20 protein-coding genes are annotated in these 18,713 nt (G+C 65.9%); 19 read left to right on the forward strand and 1 reads right to left on the reverse strand.

Annotated features, from left to right (window positions below; all coding sequences use genetic code 11):
* Positions 1-61: 61 nt before the first annotated feature.
* The 17 genes from KV110_RS01505 (at position 62) to KV110_RS41310 (ending at position 15,417) form a co-directional block, all read left to right on the forward strand.
* Complete coding sequence (locus KV110_RS01505; protein ID WP_218472746.1) at positions 62-1,444, forward strand: phage major capsid protein; 1,383 nt, start codon at positions 62-64, stop codon at positions 1,442-1,444.
* 117 nt (positions 1,445-1,561) lie between these two features.
* A complete protein-coding gene (locus KV110_RS01510) occupies positions 1,562-1,849 on the forward strand; it encodes a hypothetical protein (protein ID WP_218472747.1) in 288 nt (95 codons plus the stop codon).
* 92 nt (positions 1,850-1,941) lie between these two features.
* Positions 1,942-2,196 carry a hypothetical protein gene (locus tag KV110_RS01515; RefSeq protein WP_218472748.1) on the forward strand — a complete coding sequence of 85 codons (255 nt, stop codon included), beginning with the start codon at positions 1,942-1,944 and terminating at the stop codon, positions 2,194-2,196.
* Position 2,197: 1 nt separating this feature from the next.
* The gene (locus KV110_RS01520; protein ID WP_218472749.1) at positions 2,198-2,779 is read left to right on the forward strand and encodes a hypothetical protein; all 582 of its coding nucleotides are present in this window, start codon (positions 2,198-2,200) and stop codon (positions 2,777-2,779) included.
* Entirely contained in the window at positions 2,776-3,138 is a 363-nt protein-coding gene (locus KV110_RS01525) for a hypothetical protein (RefSeq protein ID WP_218472750.1), read from the forward strand. The genes KV110_RS01520 and KV110_RS01525 overlap by 4 nt, the downstream gene beginning before the upstream one ends.
* Positions 3,138-3,401 carry a hypothetical protein gene (locus KV110_RS01530; RefSeq protein ID WP_218472751.1) on the forward strand — a complete coding sequence of 88 codons (264 nt, stop codon included), beginning with the start codon at positions 3,138-3,140 and terminating at the stop codon, positions 3,399-3,401. The genes KV110_RS01525 and KV110_RS01530 overlap by 1 nt, the downstream gene beginning before the upstream one ends.
* On the forward strand, positions 3,398-3,799 hold the full coding sequence (locus KV110_RS01535) for a hypothetical protein (RefSeq protein WP_218472752.1): 402 nt from the start codon (positions 3,398-3,400) through the stop codon (positions 3,797-3,799). The genes KV110_RS01530 and KV110_RS01535 overlap by 4 nt, the downstream gene beginning before the upstream one ends.
* Positions 3,800-3,861: 62 nt before the next feature.
* Positions 3,862-4,791, forward strand: a complete 930-nt coding sequence (locus tag KV110_RS01540; protein ID WP_246634304.1) for an MBL fold metallo-hydrolase — start codon at positions 3,862-3,864, stop codon at positions 4,789-4,791.
* A gap of 82 nt (positions 4,792-4,873) precedes the next feature.
* Positions 4,874-5,704, forward strand: coding sequence for a phage tail tube protein (locus tag KV110_RS01545; protein ID WP_218472753.1), 831 nt, complete (start codon positions 4,874-4,876; stop codon positions 5,702-5,704).
* 31 nt (positions 5,705-5,735) lie between these two features.
* A complete protein-coding gene (locus tag KV110_RS01550; protein ID WP_218472754.1) occupies positions 5,736-5,906 on the forward strand; it encodes a hypothetical protein in 171 nt (56 codons plus the stop codon).
* Between the two features lie 212 nt (positions 5,907-6,118).
* On the forward strand, positions 6,119-6,373 hold the full coding sequence (locus tag KV110_RS01555; protein ID WP_218472755.1) for a hypothetical protein: 255 nt from the start codon (positions 6,119-6,121) through the stop codon (positions 6,371-6,373).
* 2 nt (positions 6,374-6,375) lie between these two features.
* Positions 6,376-6,765: a DUF5361 domain-containing protein gene (locus KV110_RS01560; RefSeq protein ID WP_218472756.1), complete on the forward strand. Its 390-nt coding sequence runs from the start codon at positions 6,376-6,378 to the stop codon at positions 6,763-6,765.
* 7 nt (positions 6,766-6,772) lie between these two features.
* The gene (locus KV110_RS01565) at positions 6,773-10,564 is read left to right on the forward strand and encodes a tape measure protein (protein WP_218472757.1); all 3,792 of its coding nucleotides are present in this window, start codon (positions 6,773-6,775) and stop codon (positions 10,562-10,564) included.
* The gene (locus tag KV110_RS01570) at positions 10,561-11,499 is read left to right on the forward strand and encodes a phage tail protein (protein WP_218472758.1); all 939 of its coding nucleotides are present in this window, start codon (positions 10,561-10,563) and stop codon (positions 11,497-11,499) included. Before KV110_RS01565 ends, KV110_RS01570 begins: the two co-directional genes overlap by 4 nt.
* A complete protein-coding gene (locus tag KV110_RS01575) occupies positions 11,496-13,541 on the forward strand; it encodes a Gp37-like protein (RefSeq protein ID WP_218472759.1) in 2,046 nt (681 codons plus the stop codon). The genes KV110_RS01570 and KV110_RS01575 overlap by 4 nt, the downstream gene beginning before the upstream one ends.
* Positions 13,538-14,098 (forward strand): phage gene 29 protein family protein, encoded by a 561-nt coding sequence (locus KV110_RS01580; RefSeq protein WP_218472760.1) that lies wholly within the window; start codon positions 13,538-13,540, stop codon positions 14,096-14,098. Before KV110_RS01575 ends, KV110_RS01580 begins: the two co-directional genes overlap by 4 nt.
* A complete protein-coding gene (locus KV110_RS41310) occupies positions 14,095-15,417 on the forward strand; it encodes a peptidoglycan DD-metalloendopeptidase family protein (RefSeq protein WP_246634305.1) in 1,323 nt (440 codons plus the stop codon). Before KV110_RS01580 ends, KV110_RS41310 begins: the two co-directional genes overlap by 4 nt.
* 449 nt (positions 15,418-15,866) lie before the next feature.
* Here KV110_RS41310 and KV110_RS01590 read toward each other — a convergent pair whose 3' ends face one another.
* On the reverse strand, positions 15,867-16,673 hold the full coding sequence (locus tag KV110_RS01590) for a barstar family protein (protein WP_246634306.1): 807 nt from the start codon (positions 16,671-16,673) through the stop codon (positions 15,867-15,869).
* Between the two features lie 210 nt (positions 16,674-16,883).
* Here KV110_RS01590 and KV110_RS01595 point away from each other — a divergent pair, with 210 nt between their 5' ends.
* Complete coding sequence (locus KV110_RS01595; protein ID WP_218472761.1) at positions 16,884-17,600, forward strand: hypothetical protein; 717 nt, start codon at positions 16,884-16,886, stop codon at positions 17,598-17,600.
* Between the two features lie 194 nt (positions 17,601-17,794).
* Positions 17,795-18,382: a hypothetical protein gene (locus tag KV110_RS01600; protein ID WP_218472762.1), complete on the forward strand. Its 588-nt coding sequence runs from the start codon at positions 17,795-17,797 to the stop codon at positions 18,380-18,382.
* The last annotated feature ends 331 nt before the right edge of the window (positions 18,383-18,713 follow it).

The following is an 18,713-nucleotide window of genomic DNA, read 5'->3' on the forward strand; positions in this document are numbered from 1 at the left end:
GAAATGGCCTGGCACTGGCCGCCATTCACCCATTCCTGAATCCAGCAAAGGACACCTCATCATGGATGAGCGGCTCAACAGGCTCATCGCGCTGCGTGAGCAAGCCACCGAAACCCGTACGACGCTGCTCGGAGCGCGCACGACGATCCTTGCCACGGCCGCCGACAACGGCCGCGAAGACCTCACCGAGGACGAAGACCGCACCTTCCGCGAACTCACTGACCAGATCCGCACCGCTGACGCCGAGATCACCGGTTGCGACGAACGCATCAGCGAGCTGAACGAGGAGATCGAACGCGCCCGCGCGATCGATGAAGGCGCGGTCGCGCTGCGTCGCGCCCAGGCGCGCGTTCAGGTCACCGAGCAGCCAGCGACTTACGTCCGCGGCAACGGCCACTCCTACCTGCAGGACCTGATCCGGTTCTCGTTTCGGATGGATGCCGACGGCACCGCCGAGGAACGCCTGCGTAACCACGGCGAGGACGTCACCCGGTCTCCGGAGTACCGCGACCTCGATCGCGTCGACGGCACCGGTGGGTTCTTCGTGCCGCCGATCTGGTTGATGAACCAGTTCATCGAACTCGCTCGTGCCGGACGCGCGGTCGCCAACCTCGCCGAGTCCGATGTGCTGCCGCCGGGCACGGACTCGATCAACATCCCCAAGGTCGCCACCGGCACCGCGACCGAACCCCAGACCGCCGACAACACCCAGATCGCCGACACCGACCTGACCGACACCTACGTCTCCGCCCCGGTGCGCACCGTAGCCGGTCAACAGGACATTGCCGTCCAGCTCCTGGACCAGAGCCCGATCAACTTCGACCAGGTGATCTTCTCCGACCTGATCGCCGATTACGCGGCCAAGCTCGATATCCAAGTCATCGGCGGGTCCGGCACCGCCGGACAGGTGCTGGGCGTCCGGCGCACGGCAGGTATCGCGACCATCACCGCTACCCCGACAGTGCGCTCGGTCTACGGGGCGATCGCCGACGCGGTCCAACGCGTGCACACCAAGCGGCTCCAGCCGCCGACGGTGATCGCCATGCACCCGCGCCGCTGGGGCTGGCTGCTCGCACAGCTCGACGACACCCAGCGCCCTCTGGTTCTGCCGCAACAGAACTCGCCGCAGAACGCGCTCGCCACCCTGGGGGCGGTCGCCGCCGAACAGATCGTCGGCAACCTGCACGGGCTACCGGTCATCACCGACCCGAACCTGCCCATCACCCTCGGCACGGCCAACAACGAAGACGTCATCCTCGTGATGCGCGCCTCGGACCTGCGCCTCTACGAATCCGGTATCCGCACAAGGGTTTTCCCGTCACCGCGCTCGGCGACGCTGACCACCCGACTGCAGGTCTACGGATACCTGGCCTTCACAGCCGCGCGCTACCCGCAGTCGATCGTCGAGATCGGCGGGCTCACCCCGCCCGACTTCGGCGGCTGACATCTATCGCGGGGACCTGGTCTCCGAGCGGCGGCACGCCGCTCGGGGACAACAGGTTTGCGCGCCACAGCCCTCATCAGGGCCTTCAAGCCCCCCTACCGAAAGGGAGGAGTGCCGATGTGGCACATCACGATCACCGTCGACGGTGATCCGTTCACCGATATCAGGAAGGTAGTCATGGCCAATCAGGACAAGATCGACGCCCTGGCAGCACAGCTGACCAAGGTCAAGACCGAGATCGTCACCGAAATTCAGCGGCTCAAGGACCAGCTCGACACCGGCACCGGCGTCCTGGACTTCACCGCGCTGGAAACCCTCGCAGGCGACCTCGACGCCATCGTCCCCGACAAGCCGAACCCCGGTGAGCCGGACGAGGAAGAGCCTGGTACCGGCGAGCCCGCCTGACACACGGCGGTTCCTTTCGCTGCGGCCCGACGCCTAGGGCCGCAGCGAAAGGCCCACTGCTACTGACTCATCCCTATGAGGAGGACAACATCGTGAGTAGCCGAGACGTCGAGGACGACTACTTCCACGCGTACCTCGAGCAGTACACCCGCGCCCGCCACGCGGGCAGGACCGGGGAAGCGACGCGGATCGCGCAGGTGCTGCGCAGCCGGTTCGACCACGAAGTGGATGCGAAGTCCTCGCAGCCTGATACCGGAGCCGACTCCACTGCGGTGCCTCGCCGGCCTCGGGCTCCGAAGGCGAAGGCAACTCCAGCACCGGCTCCCGAGACGACCGTCCACGATTGAGATGACCGACGCGGGCTCGCCTACCCCGGCTGCGGCCCTAGCTGCACCGATCCCGCCGCTGGCCGATGAGACAGCGCTCGCCGATTACGAAAATGGGAGTCCCGCACTGGCGTTGGCGATCGCCAACGCTCTGGTGCGTGACTGGTGCGGCTGGCACATCGCCCCGATCCTCACCGAGACCCTGATCCTGGACGGGTCCGGTGATCGGGTGCAGGTGGTGCCGACGCTGCGCCTGCTCGATCTGCACTCGGTCACCGAGAACGACCGCCCGGTCGACCTCGCCAAGGTCCGGTGGTCACAGACCGGACACCTGCGCCGCACGGTCGCGTGGACGACCCGCGAGCGCGGCGTCCGGATAGAGATCACCCACGGATGGCCCGCGCCCCCACCGCTGCTCGTCGGCGTCGTGTTCGGAATCGCCAAGCGCACCAAGGACACTCCAGCCTCGGCGGTGCGCGCCCGCGCCGCAGGACCGTTCAGCGAACAACTCACCGTCAGCGCGGACGGCTCAATCGGCGGGGTGTCGCTGACCCAGGTCGAACGCGACCTGCTCGCCGCCTATCGCATCGTCCCGGTCGCATGAACCTGCCGCTACGCCACACCCTGAGCCACCACCGCCACCGCGACGGCGGCACCGACTCCCACGGCAACCCCGTCTCGCTCTACACCCCGCCCCTGGACGAAACCGGTATCGCGGTGCGCGTGTACGGGTGGGGACCTGCCCGCTCCAGCGAACCCGACCTCGACGGACACACGCGGGTGATCACCGAGGTCGAGGTGTATGCACCCGCCCAATTCCATCCCTCCCCAGCAGATCTCATCGACCTGCCGTCAGGTCCCGCTGGTCGTTTCGAGGTAATCGGCGTCGCCGCTGACGCCAACCACGGCCCGTTCGACTGGACGCCGGGCAACGTCATCACGCTGCGAAAGGTGGACGGATAATGCCCAAGCCGAAGATCCAATGGAAGCCCGACGCCTTCTACAACCTGCGCCGCGCGACCGGCGTGGTCCGCGACGTCGAAGCTCGCGGCCGACGCGTGAAAGCAGCCGCGGGCGAGGGCTTCGAGATGACCTCCCGCCAAGGCGCACGCAACCCGCAAGGTCGCTGGCGGGTCACCATCTTCCCCCGCACGATCAAAGCGGCCCGCCGCAACGCCAAAGACAACACCCTGGTCAAAGCGCTCAACGCTGGACGCAGCCGGTGACCGAACTCGTTGTCTACCCGGCGATCGAGGCTCTCGTCGTCGCCTATCTGAGCGCGCGGCTGGCCGCACGGGGCGATCGGGCCGTGGTCGCGACGAAAGTCCCCAACCCCCGCCCGGACCGGCTGGTGCGCGTGAGCGCCGCTGGTGGCGGTAACGACCGGCGGATCCTCGCCTCCCGCATGGTGATCATCGAATGCTGGGACCTGCGCGAACCCGAAGCCGCACAACTGGCCGAGCTATGCCACGCACTGCTACTGGGCGCGCCCCGTGATCCCCAAGAACCACGGATCCGCGCTGCCGTCACGGCCGGGGCCCCGGTCAACCATCCCGATCCCGACACTCGTCACCCGCGCTATCAGGCCACCGTCTCCCTCGACGTGCGCGGTCTACTCACCTGACGACTCCCGCCGCGACGACCCGGCTCGACGCGGCCACGCGGTGCCGACCAAGGAGTTACACGATGCTGTCCTGTTCCGCACTCAATCGATGCCGCACCAAGCGGCTGCGTCGCCCTCCTCGACTGCGTTCGGTCCGGCTTGGCGACATGCGAGTCACCTACGTCCCCGACGGCGCGGTTCGGCTGCGCCCGCGCGGCTGGCTGCCCGAGACCACCGACGCCGACTGGGCAACCCACGCCGACCATCTCGACCAGCACGGCAACCTGGTCGCAGGCATCGGCGCGCTTCTCGTCGAGCACCGCGAGCACCGACTGTTGATCGACGCGGGCGTCGGACCCATCTCGGTACCCGACGGCCCCGCCAACCCGCTGACCGCAGCCCTGCACGGCGGTGCACTGCTTGACAACCTCACCCGCCTGCGCTGCACCCCTGCCCAGCTCGACGCGGTGGCCATCACCCACATGCACATCGACCACCTCGGCTGGGCCTTCCGTCCGGAGTTTGCCCGCACCCGGTTGCTGATCGCCGACGCGGAATGGGCATGGTGGAACACCCTGACCCCGCAACAGTTCGAAGCGATGCTCGAACGCATGGCGCCCTGGGCCAAGGGACAGCTGCACCTGCCCGAGCTGCTCGCCGCCCTGGTACCGCGCGTGGAAACCTTCGCCGCGGACCAGCAGATCGCGCCGAGCATCATCTCGGTTGCGATGGCAGGGCACACCGCTGGGCACACCGCGTTCGGACTCACCAGCGGCCAGCACCGGATGCTCATCTTCAGCGACGCGATGCACTCACCGCTGCAGGTCCAGCATCCGCAGTGGCGCTGCGCCGCAGACCTCGCCCCCGCGCAAGCCGTGCTGCACCGGCAACGACTCATTGACGAACTCGCCGCTTCCGGAGACCTGGCCGCCGGAATCCATTTCGCCGACGTGCCATTCGGCCGAGTCCGTCGCCGTCGCGACGGCACCACCACCTGGCAGCCACTGCGCTGACACCCCGCGCCTCTATCCCTATCGCTGCACATCCCTTTCGAGCAGGCCCGGTCCGCCTTGCGCCTGAAAGGGGCTACCGACCATGGCAAGCACGGTCGCCAACATCTACGCGGCAATGCCGCGCGCCACCGGCTCGTTGCTGCGCGCACCGCTGGGCACCACCGGTCCGAGCAGCGCCACCAGCGATCTGGCCCCCGCGTTCCTCGATCACGGCTACATCGGTGAGGACGGCTACACCCTCGCCGAGTCGCGTGACGTCGACAAGAAGAAAGCCTTCGGCGGCTCGACGGTCAAGATCCTGCAGACCGACTACACCCTCACCGCCCAGTTCGCGTTCCTCGAGTCCACCAACGCGCTCGTCCTGCGAGCTGTGTACGGCGACGACAACGTCACGGTGACGGGTAACTCGATCGCAGTGCGGCACAACAAGCGCCAGCTTCCGCATTCGAGCTGGATCATCGACACCCTCGACTCCGATGTCGCGCTGCGCCGGATCTGGATCCCCGACGGACAGATCAGCACCGTCGACGACGTGCAGATCGTGCACACCGAAACCATCGCCTACACCGTCACCGTCGAATGCTTCGAAGACGCCGACGGCACCCCACTGTATGAGTGGGTGCACAAGGGCCGCCCGCCGAGCCAGTGGACCGTCGCGCTGTCGGCGACCGCTGGCACCTTCCTGCTCTCGGTCGACGGAAAACCCACCACCGCACTCGCTTTCGACGCCACCAACGCGGCGGTGCGCTCGGCACTCGCGGCGCTGGCCGGGGTCGGCACCGACGGTGTCACCGTAACCGGCCCGGCCGGTGGCCCCTACCAGATCACCCTCTCAAGCGGCGGCACCTTGACCGGCAACGGCACCGGACTCACCGGCGGCACCGGCACCAAGCTCACCGTCACCCCCGCCTGATCGACAGTTCGAGCCCGCGCACGGGTCGCCGGTGCCGAAGCGCCGGTGGCGGGCAGGGCACGAGTCGTGCGCGTCCGGCAAGCACGCGGACTTCGTACCCATCGATCAGGACCCGTTCTCGCCGGAGAAACCGCTGTGGCAGACCGAGGTACTCCAGAGCTGGGGCGGCGCCCGACGCCTCGGCGAATACGGCCGACTCTGAGATCAGCGACCTCCGTACCCAAAACGCGGTCACAGCAACGGAACTCGCTTCGCACCGGCGCACAAGCGATTGTGACGCACCCGTCGTCATGTGGCCCCTCGATCCCGTCCGGCGAGGTTCATTCATCCCTTGGACCGGGCCTGCCCTCGCCGGGCGGGCACCGAAAGGCCCAGTCCGCCAATGAAACCCAGAGGAAGGTCCGGCCGAAGGTGATGGAGAAGTTCACGTACACAAGCACGGGTGGCAAGGCGATCTCGCTACCGAAGATGGAGAACATCCCGTTCGGGATCATCCGCAAACTGCGCAAGGAGAACGACACTGAGCAGTTCTTCGCTCTAATCGAAGGTGTCGCCGCAGCAAAGGATCTCGCGGTGATCGATGCGATGACCCAAGCCGAGGTGCGCGAGCTGATGAACGCCTGGCAGAAGGATTCCGGTATCGAGCTGGGGGAATCCTCGGACTCCTGAGCTTGGTCGATGCGCATCGCGACGCCGTGGAAGCCGACCTCATCCGCGCTGGTGTCCGGTTGCGCGACGTCGGCTCGGAGTCCTTCAACTGGCACGACCTGCTCGTCCTGGTCCGCCAGTCGCCCCGCGAGTCCGCGCTCATGGCCGTCATGCACCCCGATGTGACCCGGTGGGGACAAGGCGAGTTCCTGCTGGCCGAGCTGATCGACCTCGCGAGCCTGCTGCTGTGGGCCAAGACCAAAGACGGCGCGAAGAACCGCAACAGGCCGCGCCCCTACCCGCGCCCCGGCGTCGAAGACCCGGGCTCTCGCCGTGTCAGCGGGCACGCGGTCCCGATGAATGAGGTCCGAGACCGGTTGCGGGCCTTGCGAACTCAGAACCAGGGTCGGTGATCAGGTGATGACTAGCGGCGGAGTGAACCTGGCCACCGGCTACGTGTCGCTGGTCCCGGAGACTTCCAAGGTCGCCCCCGGTGTCGAGGGCGCATTCGTCCAGGCGCAGGGCAGTGCCGACAAGGCCGGACGTTCGCTGGGGTCGCGGTTCGCCTCGGGATTTGGCGCGGTGTTCAAGACTGCGGTCACCGCTGGGGGGATCGGTGCGGCCCTGTTCGGTGGCACTGCACTGAAGTCGGGGTTGGATCGGCTGACCACGATCCAGAATGCCACCACGTCGCTGACGACGATCATGGGCTCGGCCACCGAGGCCGGTCGCCTGATGGACGAGATCAAAAAGACCGTCAACGGCACCCCGTTCAACTTGGATCAGTTCGCCGACGTCGGCAAGAACTTGGTCGCGATGAACGTGCCCGCGGCGAAAGTCCCTGGCTATCTCACCGCGATCGGTGAGGCCGCTGCCGCGTCCGGCAAGGGCGCAGAAGGCGTGGAACAGGTTTCGGCGGCATTCGGGAAAATGGCCGCTACCGGCAAGGTGTCGCTGGATCAGGTGTGGTCGGTCGCCGAAGCCGGTGTCCCCGCGCTGGCCATCCTCGCCAACGGGTTCGGTGTCACCACCGCCGAGATGCAGAAGATGATCTCCAAGGGCGCGGTGCCCGCCGACAAGGCGATGGACATCCTCGCCAAGGGGATCATGGAAGGCTCCGACGGGGCCGCCGGAGCGACCAAAGCCTACGCGGGCACCATGGCCGGACTGCGCCAAACCCTCTCTGGCGCTTCCGGTGGTTTCCAGGCGGCGATGGCGCGCTTCGGTGCGGGGATCCTCGCGCCGTGGCTGCCGATAGCCACCACCACTTTGACCGGTCTCGCGGGTGGGCTGGACACCCTCACTCCGAAGATTCAAGCGTTCTCCCAGCGGTTGGCCGACTCCCAAGCGGTCGAGACATTTACCGGCTGGATGACCAACCTGCCCGCCACGATCGAGCGGGTCACCAGTTCCCTTGGCGAGTTCGACTTTTCGAAGCTCACCGCCGGATTCAGCACGGTCACCGACTCGCTGTCCGAGATCGGTGAAGCCGATGATGGCGAGGGCAGCGGGTTCCTGTCCAGCCTCACCGCCGGGCTGGCCGGCCTTGGCGGCGCGCTGGGCAACCTCGGCGTCGACACCATCACCGTGCTCACCGCCGCCCTCGCCTCGATGAGCGACATCCTCGGCGTCCTGGCCGAGCACACCGGACTCGTCACCCCGCTGCTGCTCGGGTTGGCCGCAGCCTATGCGACCGGCCAGGCCGCGCAGACCGGCTATCAGATCGCCCGGATCGTGCAGACCCCGGCGATGTTCGCGCAGCTGGTTGTGCAGCGCCAGCTCACCGCCGCGATGATCGCCCACACGGCCGCACTGACCGCCAACACCGTCGCGACCGGTGTGAATACCGGCGTACAGAACACCCAGACCGCCACCACCCTGCGGGCCAAGGTCGCAGCGCTCGCCACGGCGGCAGCCTCTCGCGTCGCCGCCGCAGCGACGTGGTTGTGGAACGCCGCGCTCACCGCGAACCCCATTGGCATCGTGATCGCCGCGATCGCGGCACTGGTCGCCGGGCTCGTCTGGTTCTTCACCCAGACCGACACCGGGCGTCACATCTGGCAAACCGTCTGGGGCGCAATCCAATCCGCGATCGCCGCTACCTGGTCCTACATCCAACCGATCTGGGCGGGTTTGCTCGACGCGCTGGGCTGGGTCGGAGACAAACTGCTCTGGCTGCTATCGGTGGCGCAACCGGTCTTCGGGTTCATCGGCTCACTGATCTCGACCTGGTGGTCCGGAGTGCAGGTCTACTTCGCTGCCTGGAAGACCGCGCTCGGCGAAGCCGGAGACATCGTGTCCTGGTGGTGGACCAGCGTGGTCCAACCGGTGTTCGGGTTCGTATCGGACCTGATCAGCGGCTGGTGGTCCGGGGTGCAGGTTTATCTCGCGGCGTGGAAAGCCGGGATCGGTGAGGCCGGAGACAAGGTGTCGTGGTTCGCTGACGGCCTGCGCGCCGGTTGGGCGATCATCGGAGCCGCGATCGAGACCGGCAAGGGCTGGTTCACCTCGCTGCGCGATGTGGTGGTCTCCGCCATCGAGAAGATCCTCGAATACTGGGACCGGGTCAAAGGCATCATCGGCACCGTCACCGACGTCGCGGGCCGGATCGGCTCCAGCGTTCTCAGTATCCTGCCCGGCCACGCCGACGGCGGAGCCATCGCCGGACCCGGCGGCCCGACCTCCGACAGCGTCGTAGCCCGGCTGTCCGCGGGCGAGCACGTCGTCACCGCCCGCGAGGTCGCCTCCGTGGGAGGCCAGGGTGCGATGTACCGGCTGCGTGCGGCGATGCGTTCGGGCGCACTACGTTTCGCCGCCGGAGGCGCGGTCCCGCGCGGCATCCGCGACGCCCTGGCCGCCGCGCGAACAGTGACCGGCAACCCCTACGCCTGGGGCGGGGTCGGCCCGGACCGTTTCGACTGCAGCGGGTTCATCTCCTTCCTCCAGCGCGTGGCGATGGGCATGGCGAATCCGGCCGTGCGCCTCTACACCACCCTGGACCTGCTCGCTGGGCGGCTCGCGGGCCTGCAAGTCGGACTCGGTCCGGCCGGCACTTTATTCCAAGTCGGCGCGAACGCCGAGCACATGGCCGCCACGATCAACGGCCAACCCGCCGAGTCCGGTGGCTCCCACGGCACTTCACGCCTGGGATCACCAGCCGTCGGCGCGACCGACGCCCAATTCACCCGCGCCTTTCACCTGCCCAACGAGCTGATCGCGGGCTGGGCAGAAGGAGCCAGTGCTGCGGGCAACACGGGCAAGGGAAAAAAGGAGTGGACCGACGCTGACCAGACCAACCTGGAGTCGGCGCAGGTCTCCGTCGAGCAGGCCAAGCAGCGCCGCGACAAGGTCTACGCCGATGAGGGCAAGTCCGACGCTGATCGCCGCCAAGCCGACCTCGCCGTAGAGAAGGCCGAACAGAAGGTCCTCGGGCTGCAACAGCGCAAGGACGACGCCGCGTCTGGGAAAGCAGATGGTCCCGCACCGCAAGCTCCGGCGCTGGAGCGCAAGTTCAGCGACGACGAGCTGGCCCGCATCGACGCTCAAGCCTCCGTAGACTCGGCCAATACTCGCCGCAACGAGGTCTACGCCGATCCCGAGGCCAGCGCCAACGATCGGCTCAAAGCCGATGCCGAGCTCTCGCGGGCGCAGGCCAAGCTCGACGAGCTGCGTAATTCCGGCAGCAAGATCCAGGGCCGCGTCCGGGACTTCGTCACCGACGCCGCCGGGATTGCGTTCGACGCGCTGCTCGAACAGCTGCCGTTCGGGCTCGGCGAAACCCGCTGGTGGACCATCGACTACTCGCCGCTGATCGCTGCCGGGCAGAGCGCTGCGCAGAAAGCGAGCGAGGCGATCGGGCCGCTGCCGTCGTTCTCCTCAGAGTCGATCGCCGCGCAACTCGGCTACACCCCGGTGGCGGGTCAGCCGCCGCCGGAATGGTGGGACAAGCTGCGGCCCAAGGTTTTCGACCGTGGTGGCTGGTTGATGCCCGGTGAGACCGCGATCAACCTGTCGCGCCGTCCAGAGCCGGTGCTGTCGAGTCCGGGGCAGATGCGGGCGTTCATGGGTGGGTTCGCCGCCGAGCCCGCACTGGATGCCAGCGTCCGCATCGAGAACCTCACCACCGGGATGAGCGCTTCGGAGTTCCGGCGTGAATGGGCGCTGATGACTCTGGACCAGCGTCAGCGCGCCAAGACCTGGCAGGGCCGATGATCACCCCACCCGAAGACACCCGCATCGTCATCGAAGGACCCTCCGCGGAACGGTTCACTGTCGCCGGGCCGGGCATGGGCGATCACGGAGTCGTGCTCGCCGACATCGATTCCGGCACCGACTTTGACGCGATGTATGAGACCGCGACCACCACGATCTGGAACGCCACGGCCTATCAGATCGGCGCGGACTTCGGAGGGCTGCGAGAAGAGAAGTTCGACTTCTCGCTCGCCTTCCATGTTCTCGGCACACCACAGCTGCCGTGGCGCAACGCTGATTCGGCTTTCCGGCAAGCCTTTTCGTTCCGACGCGACTCGCTGGTCCGGGTCCAGATCGGCGACACCGCGCGCCGACTGCCGGTGCGCCTGGGCGCCAAACCGCGCGTCAAGATCGTCGGCGACCCGAACGTCCACGACTACGGCCTGGTCGTCGTGCCGCTGATCGGTGCGTATCCGCGCTGGCTCGAAGACGACGCCACCTCCACCTTCGTCACCACGACTGACACGACCGGTGGCGGTGTCGAGACCGGGTTTGTCACCGTCGCCAACCCGCTACCGATCGACTATGAGATCTGGCCGCGCTGGGTCTTTCAGGGCACCGCCGGAATCGTCTGGACGATCCCAGACTTCTCTTGGGGCAGCGACGAATTCGACCGCGCCGAGATCGACGCCGACCGCAAGATCGTCATGCCGCCTTTGCTGGCTGGTGAGCATATCGTCATCGACACCGACCGGATGGCGCGTAACGGCCAAGCCAACTCGAGCCTGGACACCGAGTTTTACGCGCGTATGGGCGGCAAGCGGTTTGTGTACCCGCTGCCCGGGCGCACTCCCGAGACGCGGATTCCGGTGTCCGTGACCGGTGCGCCGATCGGTGCCGGAATTCAAGTGCGCTGCCCGCGGCCGTGGCCGCGCCCTTGGGGCGGGTTGGAGTGAGCACGAGCGTCGAAACCATCGATTTCGATCGGGTTTTCGACGACATCGTCGCGCGCCTCAAGCGCGACACCGATCGCCGGATCCTGCCGCCGCTGATGCGGCTCTGGGACGGCAACTGGGTGCTACGCGGGGAGATCCACAACGAGATCTCGGCGAAGTTCTCCGCGATCGAAAACGACACCGGCATAGGCACTGTCGAGCTGCCCGCGACCTACTACCTCGCGCGGTGGATGACCAATCACGACGCCCGAACGACCAAGAACATTTTCATCACGGTCGACCGTGACGGGGCGAGATGGTCCGGGATGCTCGACGACCTCGAGCAGGACCGCGACGAGCGCGGTCAGCGCATCATCCGGGCGACGTTCAAGCACGACACGGAGCATCTGCGCCACATAATCGCCTACTGTAACCCGTTCACGCCGCCGGAATTTCAGTTCCCGAAGACCTGGGCGTGCGTGTCGGGGGAGACCCTCGTGCAGGTCTGCGAGGGCGATCAGATCGTTGCTCGCCCGATCCGGGAGCTGGCCGGGCGCCCGTGCGAGGTCGTGGTCGACGGGCGCATCCACCACTCGCCGACCGGGTCGTGGAGCAACGGCATCAAGCCGGTCTACCGGCTCACCACCGCCACCGGCAAGCACATCGAGCTCACCGGAGACCACAAGGTCCTCACCCCGGACGGATTCATACCCGCCCAAGACATCGGTGTCGGCGGCTGGGTCATGGCCGACCACCAGGTCCCCGAACAGGTCACTGCGTTCGAATCCATCGGCGAGACCGAGGTTTTTGACATCGCGGTCGCTGACGTGCACCGCTTCGTCGCCAACGGAATCACTGTGCACAACTGCTTCGGGCCCGCCCGGTGGAGTCTGCTGCTGACCCTGTTCTTGAATCTCCTTCGCCTCGAAGGGCGACTGTGGACCCTCCCGGTAGGGGATCCGCTGGATCCACGTTCGTGGCTGAACTTGGATACCTCGACCTGGTCACAAGTGGTCAAGCCGCTATCGATCCTCGATGACCATTCCCAGTTCGCCGTGGTCCACTCCCGCTTCAAGACCATGTACGAGGTCAGTCAGCGCATCGTTGCCGACGCGCAACTGACTTGGGAGCCGCGCCGCTGGCTCACCGGCGACCCCGAACCTTGGCCCGGAGCACGAGTACGCCACGGCGCACTCGTGTGGGACCTCGTCGATTCCTCGGGCTGGGACACCGAAACCTCCTTCGCGGGAAACCTTTTCGACGGCCTGGTGCGTGCGGTCACCCGCATCGCGGCCGACGGCATGGTCGAAACCATCGAGGAGATCAGGGATCCGACCTTCCCCCAGGAATACTCCCGCCCCGGCTGGAAGGGCACCATCCCGCGAGCGCCAGGGATCATCCTGCGCGACGGCGACCGAACCGGAGTGGTATCCAACAACTTTCACTGGCGCCCAGCCACCGACGTCGGCTTCGTCACCGGAGGCCACAGCGCACCTGGAATCAACGAAATGCTCGGGGCAGCGGTCAACCTCCTAGGCGATCTGGTGTCGCTTTCCTTGGCGATCCCGCCACTGGGAGGTGTGGCCTCAGAAATCCTGAAACCGCTGTTCACTGACGTTTTCGGAGCCTTCCAGAAGCGCGGTGACCCGGTCCGCGAACGCACGCTCGGCTGGTCGCATTATCACGAAACCTGGTGCGCTGCAGGCGATCGCGCCTACACCCTCAATGCCCTGATTGCCCTGCGCACCGGCCGGTGGCGGACCCGCGAGCAGACCACGCATTCGGTCAAGGTCGTCGATGGCTACGAGAACCTGCGCGTCGGCCAACACGGACACGGAAACGCCTGGCTGGGCACCCGCATCGGCACCACGGTGCGCGACTGGGGCACGCCAGGGCGGGTCTATGTCGACCGGATCACCGAAATCGTCCTGGCCTGGGACCGCACCACCACCCCGACCTGGGACATCACCGTCGGCGCGCGAGGACCCGACGACCCACTACTGAAAGGCTTGGAAATGCTCGATGAGATCGCCGGCCTCGCACGAGACCTGGGAGTGCTATGAACACGCTCTGGCGCATCGAAGATATCGATCCCGATGACCCGGAGCAGCGCTTTCTTCCTGCACTGCAATGCATTCCGATCATCGGGCGCACTCCGATCGTGTTCGTCGAGCCCCTGGCCCGCGCCATCTCCAAACATCTCACCGAAGCCGGGTGCCCGCCGATGGATCCGGCGTTGGCGACCAAAAAGTTTCAGCGCCCGTACCGGGGGGAGCAGCACTCGCTCAACGGGGCTGGGCAATGGGTCGACATCGATATCGCCGATCCCGAGCCGGTCGTCATCCAGGACCCGGCGACGATGACCGTGCGCGAGCGCGAGGCACAGGTCGAGCGGCTGCGCTATCTCGGCTACCGGATCAACGAGCCCGAGCCCGCGGCACCGACCGCCCAGATCATCGACACCCTCGACTCCCCGCCCCGCTTCGACCCGACCGCGCACTCGGTCACCGAGGTCAACGCCTATCTACGCGGCCTCGATGATCCGATCGAACATCGCCGAGTCATCCACGTCGAACGAAACAACCGGGCTCGCAAAGGAATCCTTCGGAGGTTCGGATGAACAGATACTGGCCGATGGAACGCGGTCACCACGTCACCTCCTACTTCGGGCCCCGCGAGGGTGGCTGGCACTGGGGGGTCGATTTCGGCTGGCCCGGCGGCAGCGCCGGACGCGCGGTCTATGCCATGGCGGGCGGGCGAGTCGATCGCGCTGGACCCGCGAGCGGGTTCGGGCGCTGGGTGTGCCTGGACCACGACACCGCTGATGGTGGCGGTTACACCGTGTACGGGCACGTCGTACCCGAAGTCGCTATCGGTGAGCGCGTCGAGGCCGGTCAACGCATCGCCCACGTCGATCCCGATCCCGCCACCAACGGCGGCGTCGCCCCGCACGTCCACGTCGAGATCCACGAATCCGTCTGGGTGCCACCAGGACCGGGCCGACTCGAACCGCTGCTGTGGCTCGGTGCAGCCACCTATCCGAACGAAAGGCCCACCATGGAAACAATCTTCGGTATCGATGTCTCCAACCATCAACGGGACTTCGATTTCGACGCAGCCCGGCGCGAAGGGTTCAGCTTCGCCACGCACAAGATTTCCGAAGGCACCTGGACCGATCCGTGCTGGCCCCTGGCCCGAGACGAAATGGCCATCCAATTCCCCGACGCCTGGGGCGGCTACGTGTTCTGCAAGGTCGGCACCGACCCCGACCGCGAAGCCGACACCGCGCTGGCACACTCCGGTGGCGCCTGCCGCCTGCAGATCGACTACGAGGACCTCGACGCCGACGGCAGCATCGAAGACCTGATGGCGCGGGTCACCGCACTCACCGACCGCGGCTTCCAATTGCTGCCGATCTACCTACCGCGCTGGTACTGGTCCTCCCGCATGGGCTCGCCCTCTCTTGCTGATCTACCCGTGGGGATCTGGAACAGCCACTACGTGACCGGCGACGGTTACGCCAGCGACCTCTACCCAGGCGACAACCATCCCGGATGGGAACCAATGGGCGGCAAGAACGTCGAGATCCTCCAGTTCTCCTCCACCGCCCGCGTCGCCGGACAACTCATCGACGTCAACGCCGTACGCGGGGGCGAACCCGCCCTCGCGGCACTCTTCGGAAAGGACACCGATATGACCCCCGACCAGGCTCGCAAGCTCGACGAGCTCCACCGCGAACTCACCCAGCTCTACCCATCACGCTCGCACTACCGCGACACCGACGAACCGGTGGACACCATGGCCGGATATCTGCTCAACATCGACGGCCGCGTCCACGAGTCCTCCATCGACCTGCCCGCCACACTCGAACGGCTGCAGCAGAGCATCGACGACCTGCCCGCCAAGATCACTGCCGCACTACGGGAGTACAAGCCGTGACCCCGCGCCCGCCGAGGCTTCCCGAGCCCGCACTAGTGCGCTCAGCGCTGATCACGTTAACCGCCATCGCCGCCTACGCACTCAACCGCGAAATCGACAGCGACTGGATCGAGCCCGCCCTGACGCTCTACACCCTGCTCGCACCAGTGGTCGCTGGACTACTCATCCGGGCTGCGGTTATCCCGAAGATGACAACCTCTGACCACCCGAACGCCACTGGCCCAGATACGGACAAGTAGATCAGCGTCGAGCAAATCGCGCTTTGCCTACGAGGACGTTGCGGTCATCCCGGCGCAGGGTACTTATTCTGTAGCGCCAACCCCTCGGTGTCGGCCCGGTCCCAACGCGCTGTAATGCCGAGGAGCGTGCATTGGTCGGTCGTCCAGATTCGTTGCTCAGAAATCTCCTCAACGCGCGCAAATGCCGAGTTGAGTGCATCGAACAGGGCGCTATCTCAGGATCACCTCGATGCCTTTCGCATCGAAGATCTCCGAGAGCAGATCGAACAAGGTTTGCCCGGCAGCCACGGCCGGGTGGGCCAGCAGATGCTGCCGCGCCACATCGGAATGCAGCCATTCCAGCGTGAACGGACTGGAGGCGCCCCATCCTCCGCACAGGCAGTCCGACAGAGCATCGAGGTTCCAGCCGAAATAGCCCCCGGGGCCGTTGATCGCTTCCCCGAGCGCACAGTAGAAGCTGACGATGTCGGTGACAGCCTGTCCATCCAGGGTGAAGACGTGTCCTGGGGCAGAATCCGGCCGGGCTCTGCGCTGGTAGGCACTCGTCCAGAGAGCCACCGCCAACCAAGCGGTCCTGTCTTCGGTACCGAGCCGATGCCAGATGTCGCGACGGTTCAACCGGCCGTCACGGATCAGGTTCCACACCCACTCGCCACCGAAATGCGCGTTATCGCAGTACAGCGTCACACTGAGATCGAACGAACCTGGCACAACGCTTGACGGACGAGCTGCGGTGACCGTCATCTCGGACACGTAGTAGGAGCCCATAGAGACTTTGTTGGAGTCGAGGACGTCGAGAGAAGCGCCGCCTACCTGGACTCCGTCAGCAGGTAAGGAGTCCAGGCACTTGCGTAGCTTTCCCTGTGGGTCACAGCCCAGAAGCTCGACCGCGAGCAGGTCTTCCTCGGCCCGTGCTGCGAAAAGTCCTCGGACATCGTGCACGTCCCCCCAGTGTTCGTCGTCCTCATCACCTGTCAAGGCACACATTCCCAAGCCATCGGCCTGATCGACTGACATCTCCACCCTTTCGCGAGCTGCCTATCCTATGCATTCGTGCACGGGCGCAGACAAGCGAGAATGCTCGGCAGGTGTCGGCCATGCGATCTCCTGAAACGCACGCAAATGCCGCTTACAAGGTTGTTCTGAGGCAGCCGCCGACCCTCGGCACGGGCCGGACCACACGCACGCTGCGTCCGTGTCGCCGCGTGTCGCGCCCTCGTGGGGGCTGTGACGGCGGTTGTGGCCGCTATCTTCATGGCGATGCCGAACTCGCTGAAGCGCCCGAGGAATGCCTTGTCAGAGTGGATTTCTCCTGCACCGATAGCTGTGCGTGTCGCAGTGGTCGCGATTCTTGCGCTCGCGCTTTTGCTCAGCCTGAACCTGCATGTTGGTCTTCAAATGGGATGGGGGAACGTCGCGACGTGGGCGAGTTCGATAGCGTCGACCGCGGTGCTCATCGGGCTGACGTGGATGACACACACCCAGGCTGCAGCCAGCGAGCTGACCGCCGCGCAGCTGCGCGCGAACGGAGTGCGCATCCGCTGTGAGAACCGCAGCGATGCCGAACCACCGCATTGGTTGATCACCATCGAGAACCGTTCGAAAGACGCCATATATCGGATCGCGCCCAGTCGGATCGCGGTCAGGACCCCGAAGGGCGAAGGCGTTATAGCGCAACACGTTTGGTTCGAGTTGGACGACTCCGACACTGACGGAACCGTGCTCGAAGACGGTGCCGACTACGTCTACAAGGCCATCGCCGTCGATCCAACGATGGTGAGTACTCATCATGGGCTGCCAGGCGTGGCATGGACGACCCCGACCGGGCACCGATTCAGGAGCGTCTATTCGCTCGTGTCAGGAGTGCCTGACATGAGCGTCAGCTGGGAGTTCGTCGAGATGGACAATTCGCACGTACAGACCGGCAAGGTCCTGCGGCCTTGATCCGCACGAGCCACCGGCCCTCACAACGAAGCCACGTCTCCGTCCGCCTCTTGATGAACTTCACTGAGTCGGTGATAGCCCGTGAAGACCTGCGCAGTGCATCGGTGCCGCTGAGCCCGCGTACGCCCAACGAAACATGTTGACTGCCAACGAAACCGGGGCCCAAATGAGCGATTCAGCCTACGATCGTTGTCATGGTGGCTGTAATTACGACGGTCAGTTTAGCGTTCGTCGGCTACCTGGCGACCTACTTCAACGGCCTACGGTTGGCCCAGCGACAGGCACGGTTGGCGAGGATCAACCTCCAGTTGAGCGACTTCTACGGCCCTCTATTCGCCTTGATTGAAGCCAACAGTCGCGTCTACGACACTTTCTCGGCGAGATTCGCTCGACCCGACGGCCGCGACCCCTTTCGCCACGATGTCCCGCCTACCGAGGATGAGCTTGCCGAATGGCGCACCTGGGCTCTAGCGGTCTTCATCCCGAACATTCAGGCCATGCGCGATGTAGTGGTAACCAAAGCTGACCTGCTCATCGAGCAGGAGATGCCGCAGGTGTTGCTCGATCTCTGCGCACATGTCTCCGGCTACGAGATCACCGCGGCGGGCTGGGCTCAGGGTAAGTATGAGGAGCACCTGTCACTCATCCCTTTTCCGGGCGGCTTGCTGCGTGAGTACACCCGCGAGCGGTTCATGTCCTTGAAGGGTGAGCAGGTTCGGCTCCTGGGCGGCCCGACGAAGCGTCCCCGCCAGCAACGCCCACCGACGCCACGTGAGCGTTGATAGATTGATCGTTTATTAGACATAGGTCCTTGTAACGACATTGGCCGGGCAGCCAGTCACGTCGACCGGATGCCGCGTGGCCAACAATCTTGTATTGCCGCGACCCGTGCGTTCGTGAACGTCGGCGTCTGCCTCAGGGCGGGTCTTGGGTGACACGCACGATCGGACGGGGTGCCTATCGGCACATCGTGTCGCCGGGGTGTCGGGCATCGAGCACACGGCGGCTCCGAATTCCCTTCTGGTACATCGACGGACGAGCTGCCCGATTCGCCAGTTCGGATGCGAGCGTCGCCGAAGCGTGTGACCTCCGCGCTTCGCAGTGAACATCCGA

Origin of the sequence: Nocardia iowensis (assembly GCF_019222765.1) — a bacterium.
GTDB classification, from domain to species: Bacteria; Actinomycetota; Actinomycetes; order Mycobacteriales; family Mycobacteriaceae; genus Nocardia; species Nocardia iowensis.

Excerpts from the sequence above, each read along its gene's own strand:
- KV110_RS01505 (WP_218472746.1), top strand. The coding sequence starts at position 62 with ATGGATGAGCGGCTCAACAGGCTCATCGCGCTGCGTGAGCAAGCCACC.
- KV110_RS01510 (WP_218472747.1), top strand. The coding sequence starts at position 1,562 with ATGTGGCACATCACGATCACCGTCGACGGTGATCCGTTCACCGATATC.
- KV110_RS01520 (WP_218472749.1), top strand. The coding sequence starts at position 2,198 with ATGACCGACGCGGGCTCGCCTACCCCGGCTGCGGCCCTAGCTGCACCG.
- KV110_RS01525 (WP_218472750.1), top strand. The coding sequence starts at position 2,776 with ATGAACCTGCCGCTACGCCACACCCTGAGCCACCACCGCCACCGCGAC.
- KV110_RS01530 (WP_218472751.1), top strand. The coding sequence starts at position 3,138 with ATGCCCAAGCCGAAGATCCAATGGAAGCCCGACGCCTTCTACAACCTG.
- KV110_RS01540 (WP_246634304.1), top strand. The coding sequence starts at position 3,862 with ATGCTGTCCTGTTCCGCACTCAATCGATGCCGCACCAAGCGGCTGCGT.
- KV110_RS01545 (WP_218472753.1), top strand. The coding sequence starts at position 4,874 with ATGGCAAGCACGGTCGCCAACATCTACGCGGCAATGCCGCGCGCCACC.
- KV110_RS01555 (WP_218472755.1), top strand. The coding sequence starts at position 6,119 with ATGGAGAAGTTCACGTACACAAGCACGGGTGGCAAGGCGATCTCGCTA.
- KV110_RS01565 (WP_218472757.1), top strand. The coding sequence starts at position 6,773 with ATGACTAGCGGCGGAGTGAACCTGGCCACCGGCTACGTGTCGCTGGTC.
- KV110_RS01570 (WP_218472758.1), top strand. The coding sequence starts at position 10,561 with ATGATCACCCCACCCGAAGACACCCGCATCGTCATCGAAGGACCCTCC.
- KV110_RS01580 (WP_218472760.1), top strand. The coding sequence starts at position 13,538 with ATGAACACGCTCTGGCGCATCGAAGATATCGATCCCGATGACCCGGAG.
- KV110_RS41310 (WP_246634305.1), top strand. The coding sequence starts at position 14,095 with ATGAACAGATACTGGCCGATGGAACGCGGTCACCACGTCACCTCCTAC.
- KV110_RS01590 (WP_246634306.1), bottom strand. The coding sequence starts at position 16,673 with ATGTCAGTCGATCAGGCCGATGGCTTGGGAATGTGTGCCTTGACAGGT.
- KV110_RS01600 (WP_218472762.1), top strand. The coding sequence starts at position 17,795 with ATGGTGGCTGTAATTACGACGGTCAGTTTAGCGTTCGTCGGCTACCTG.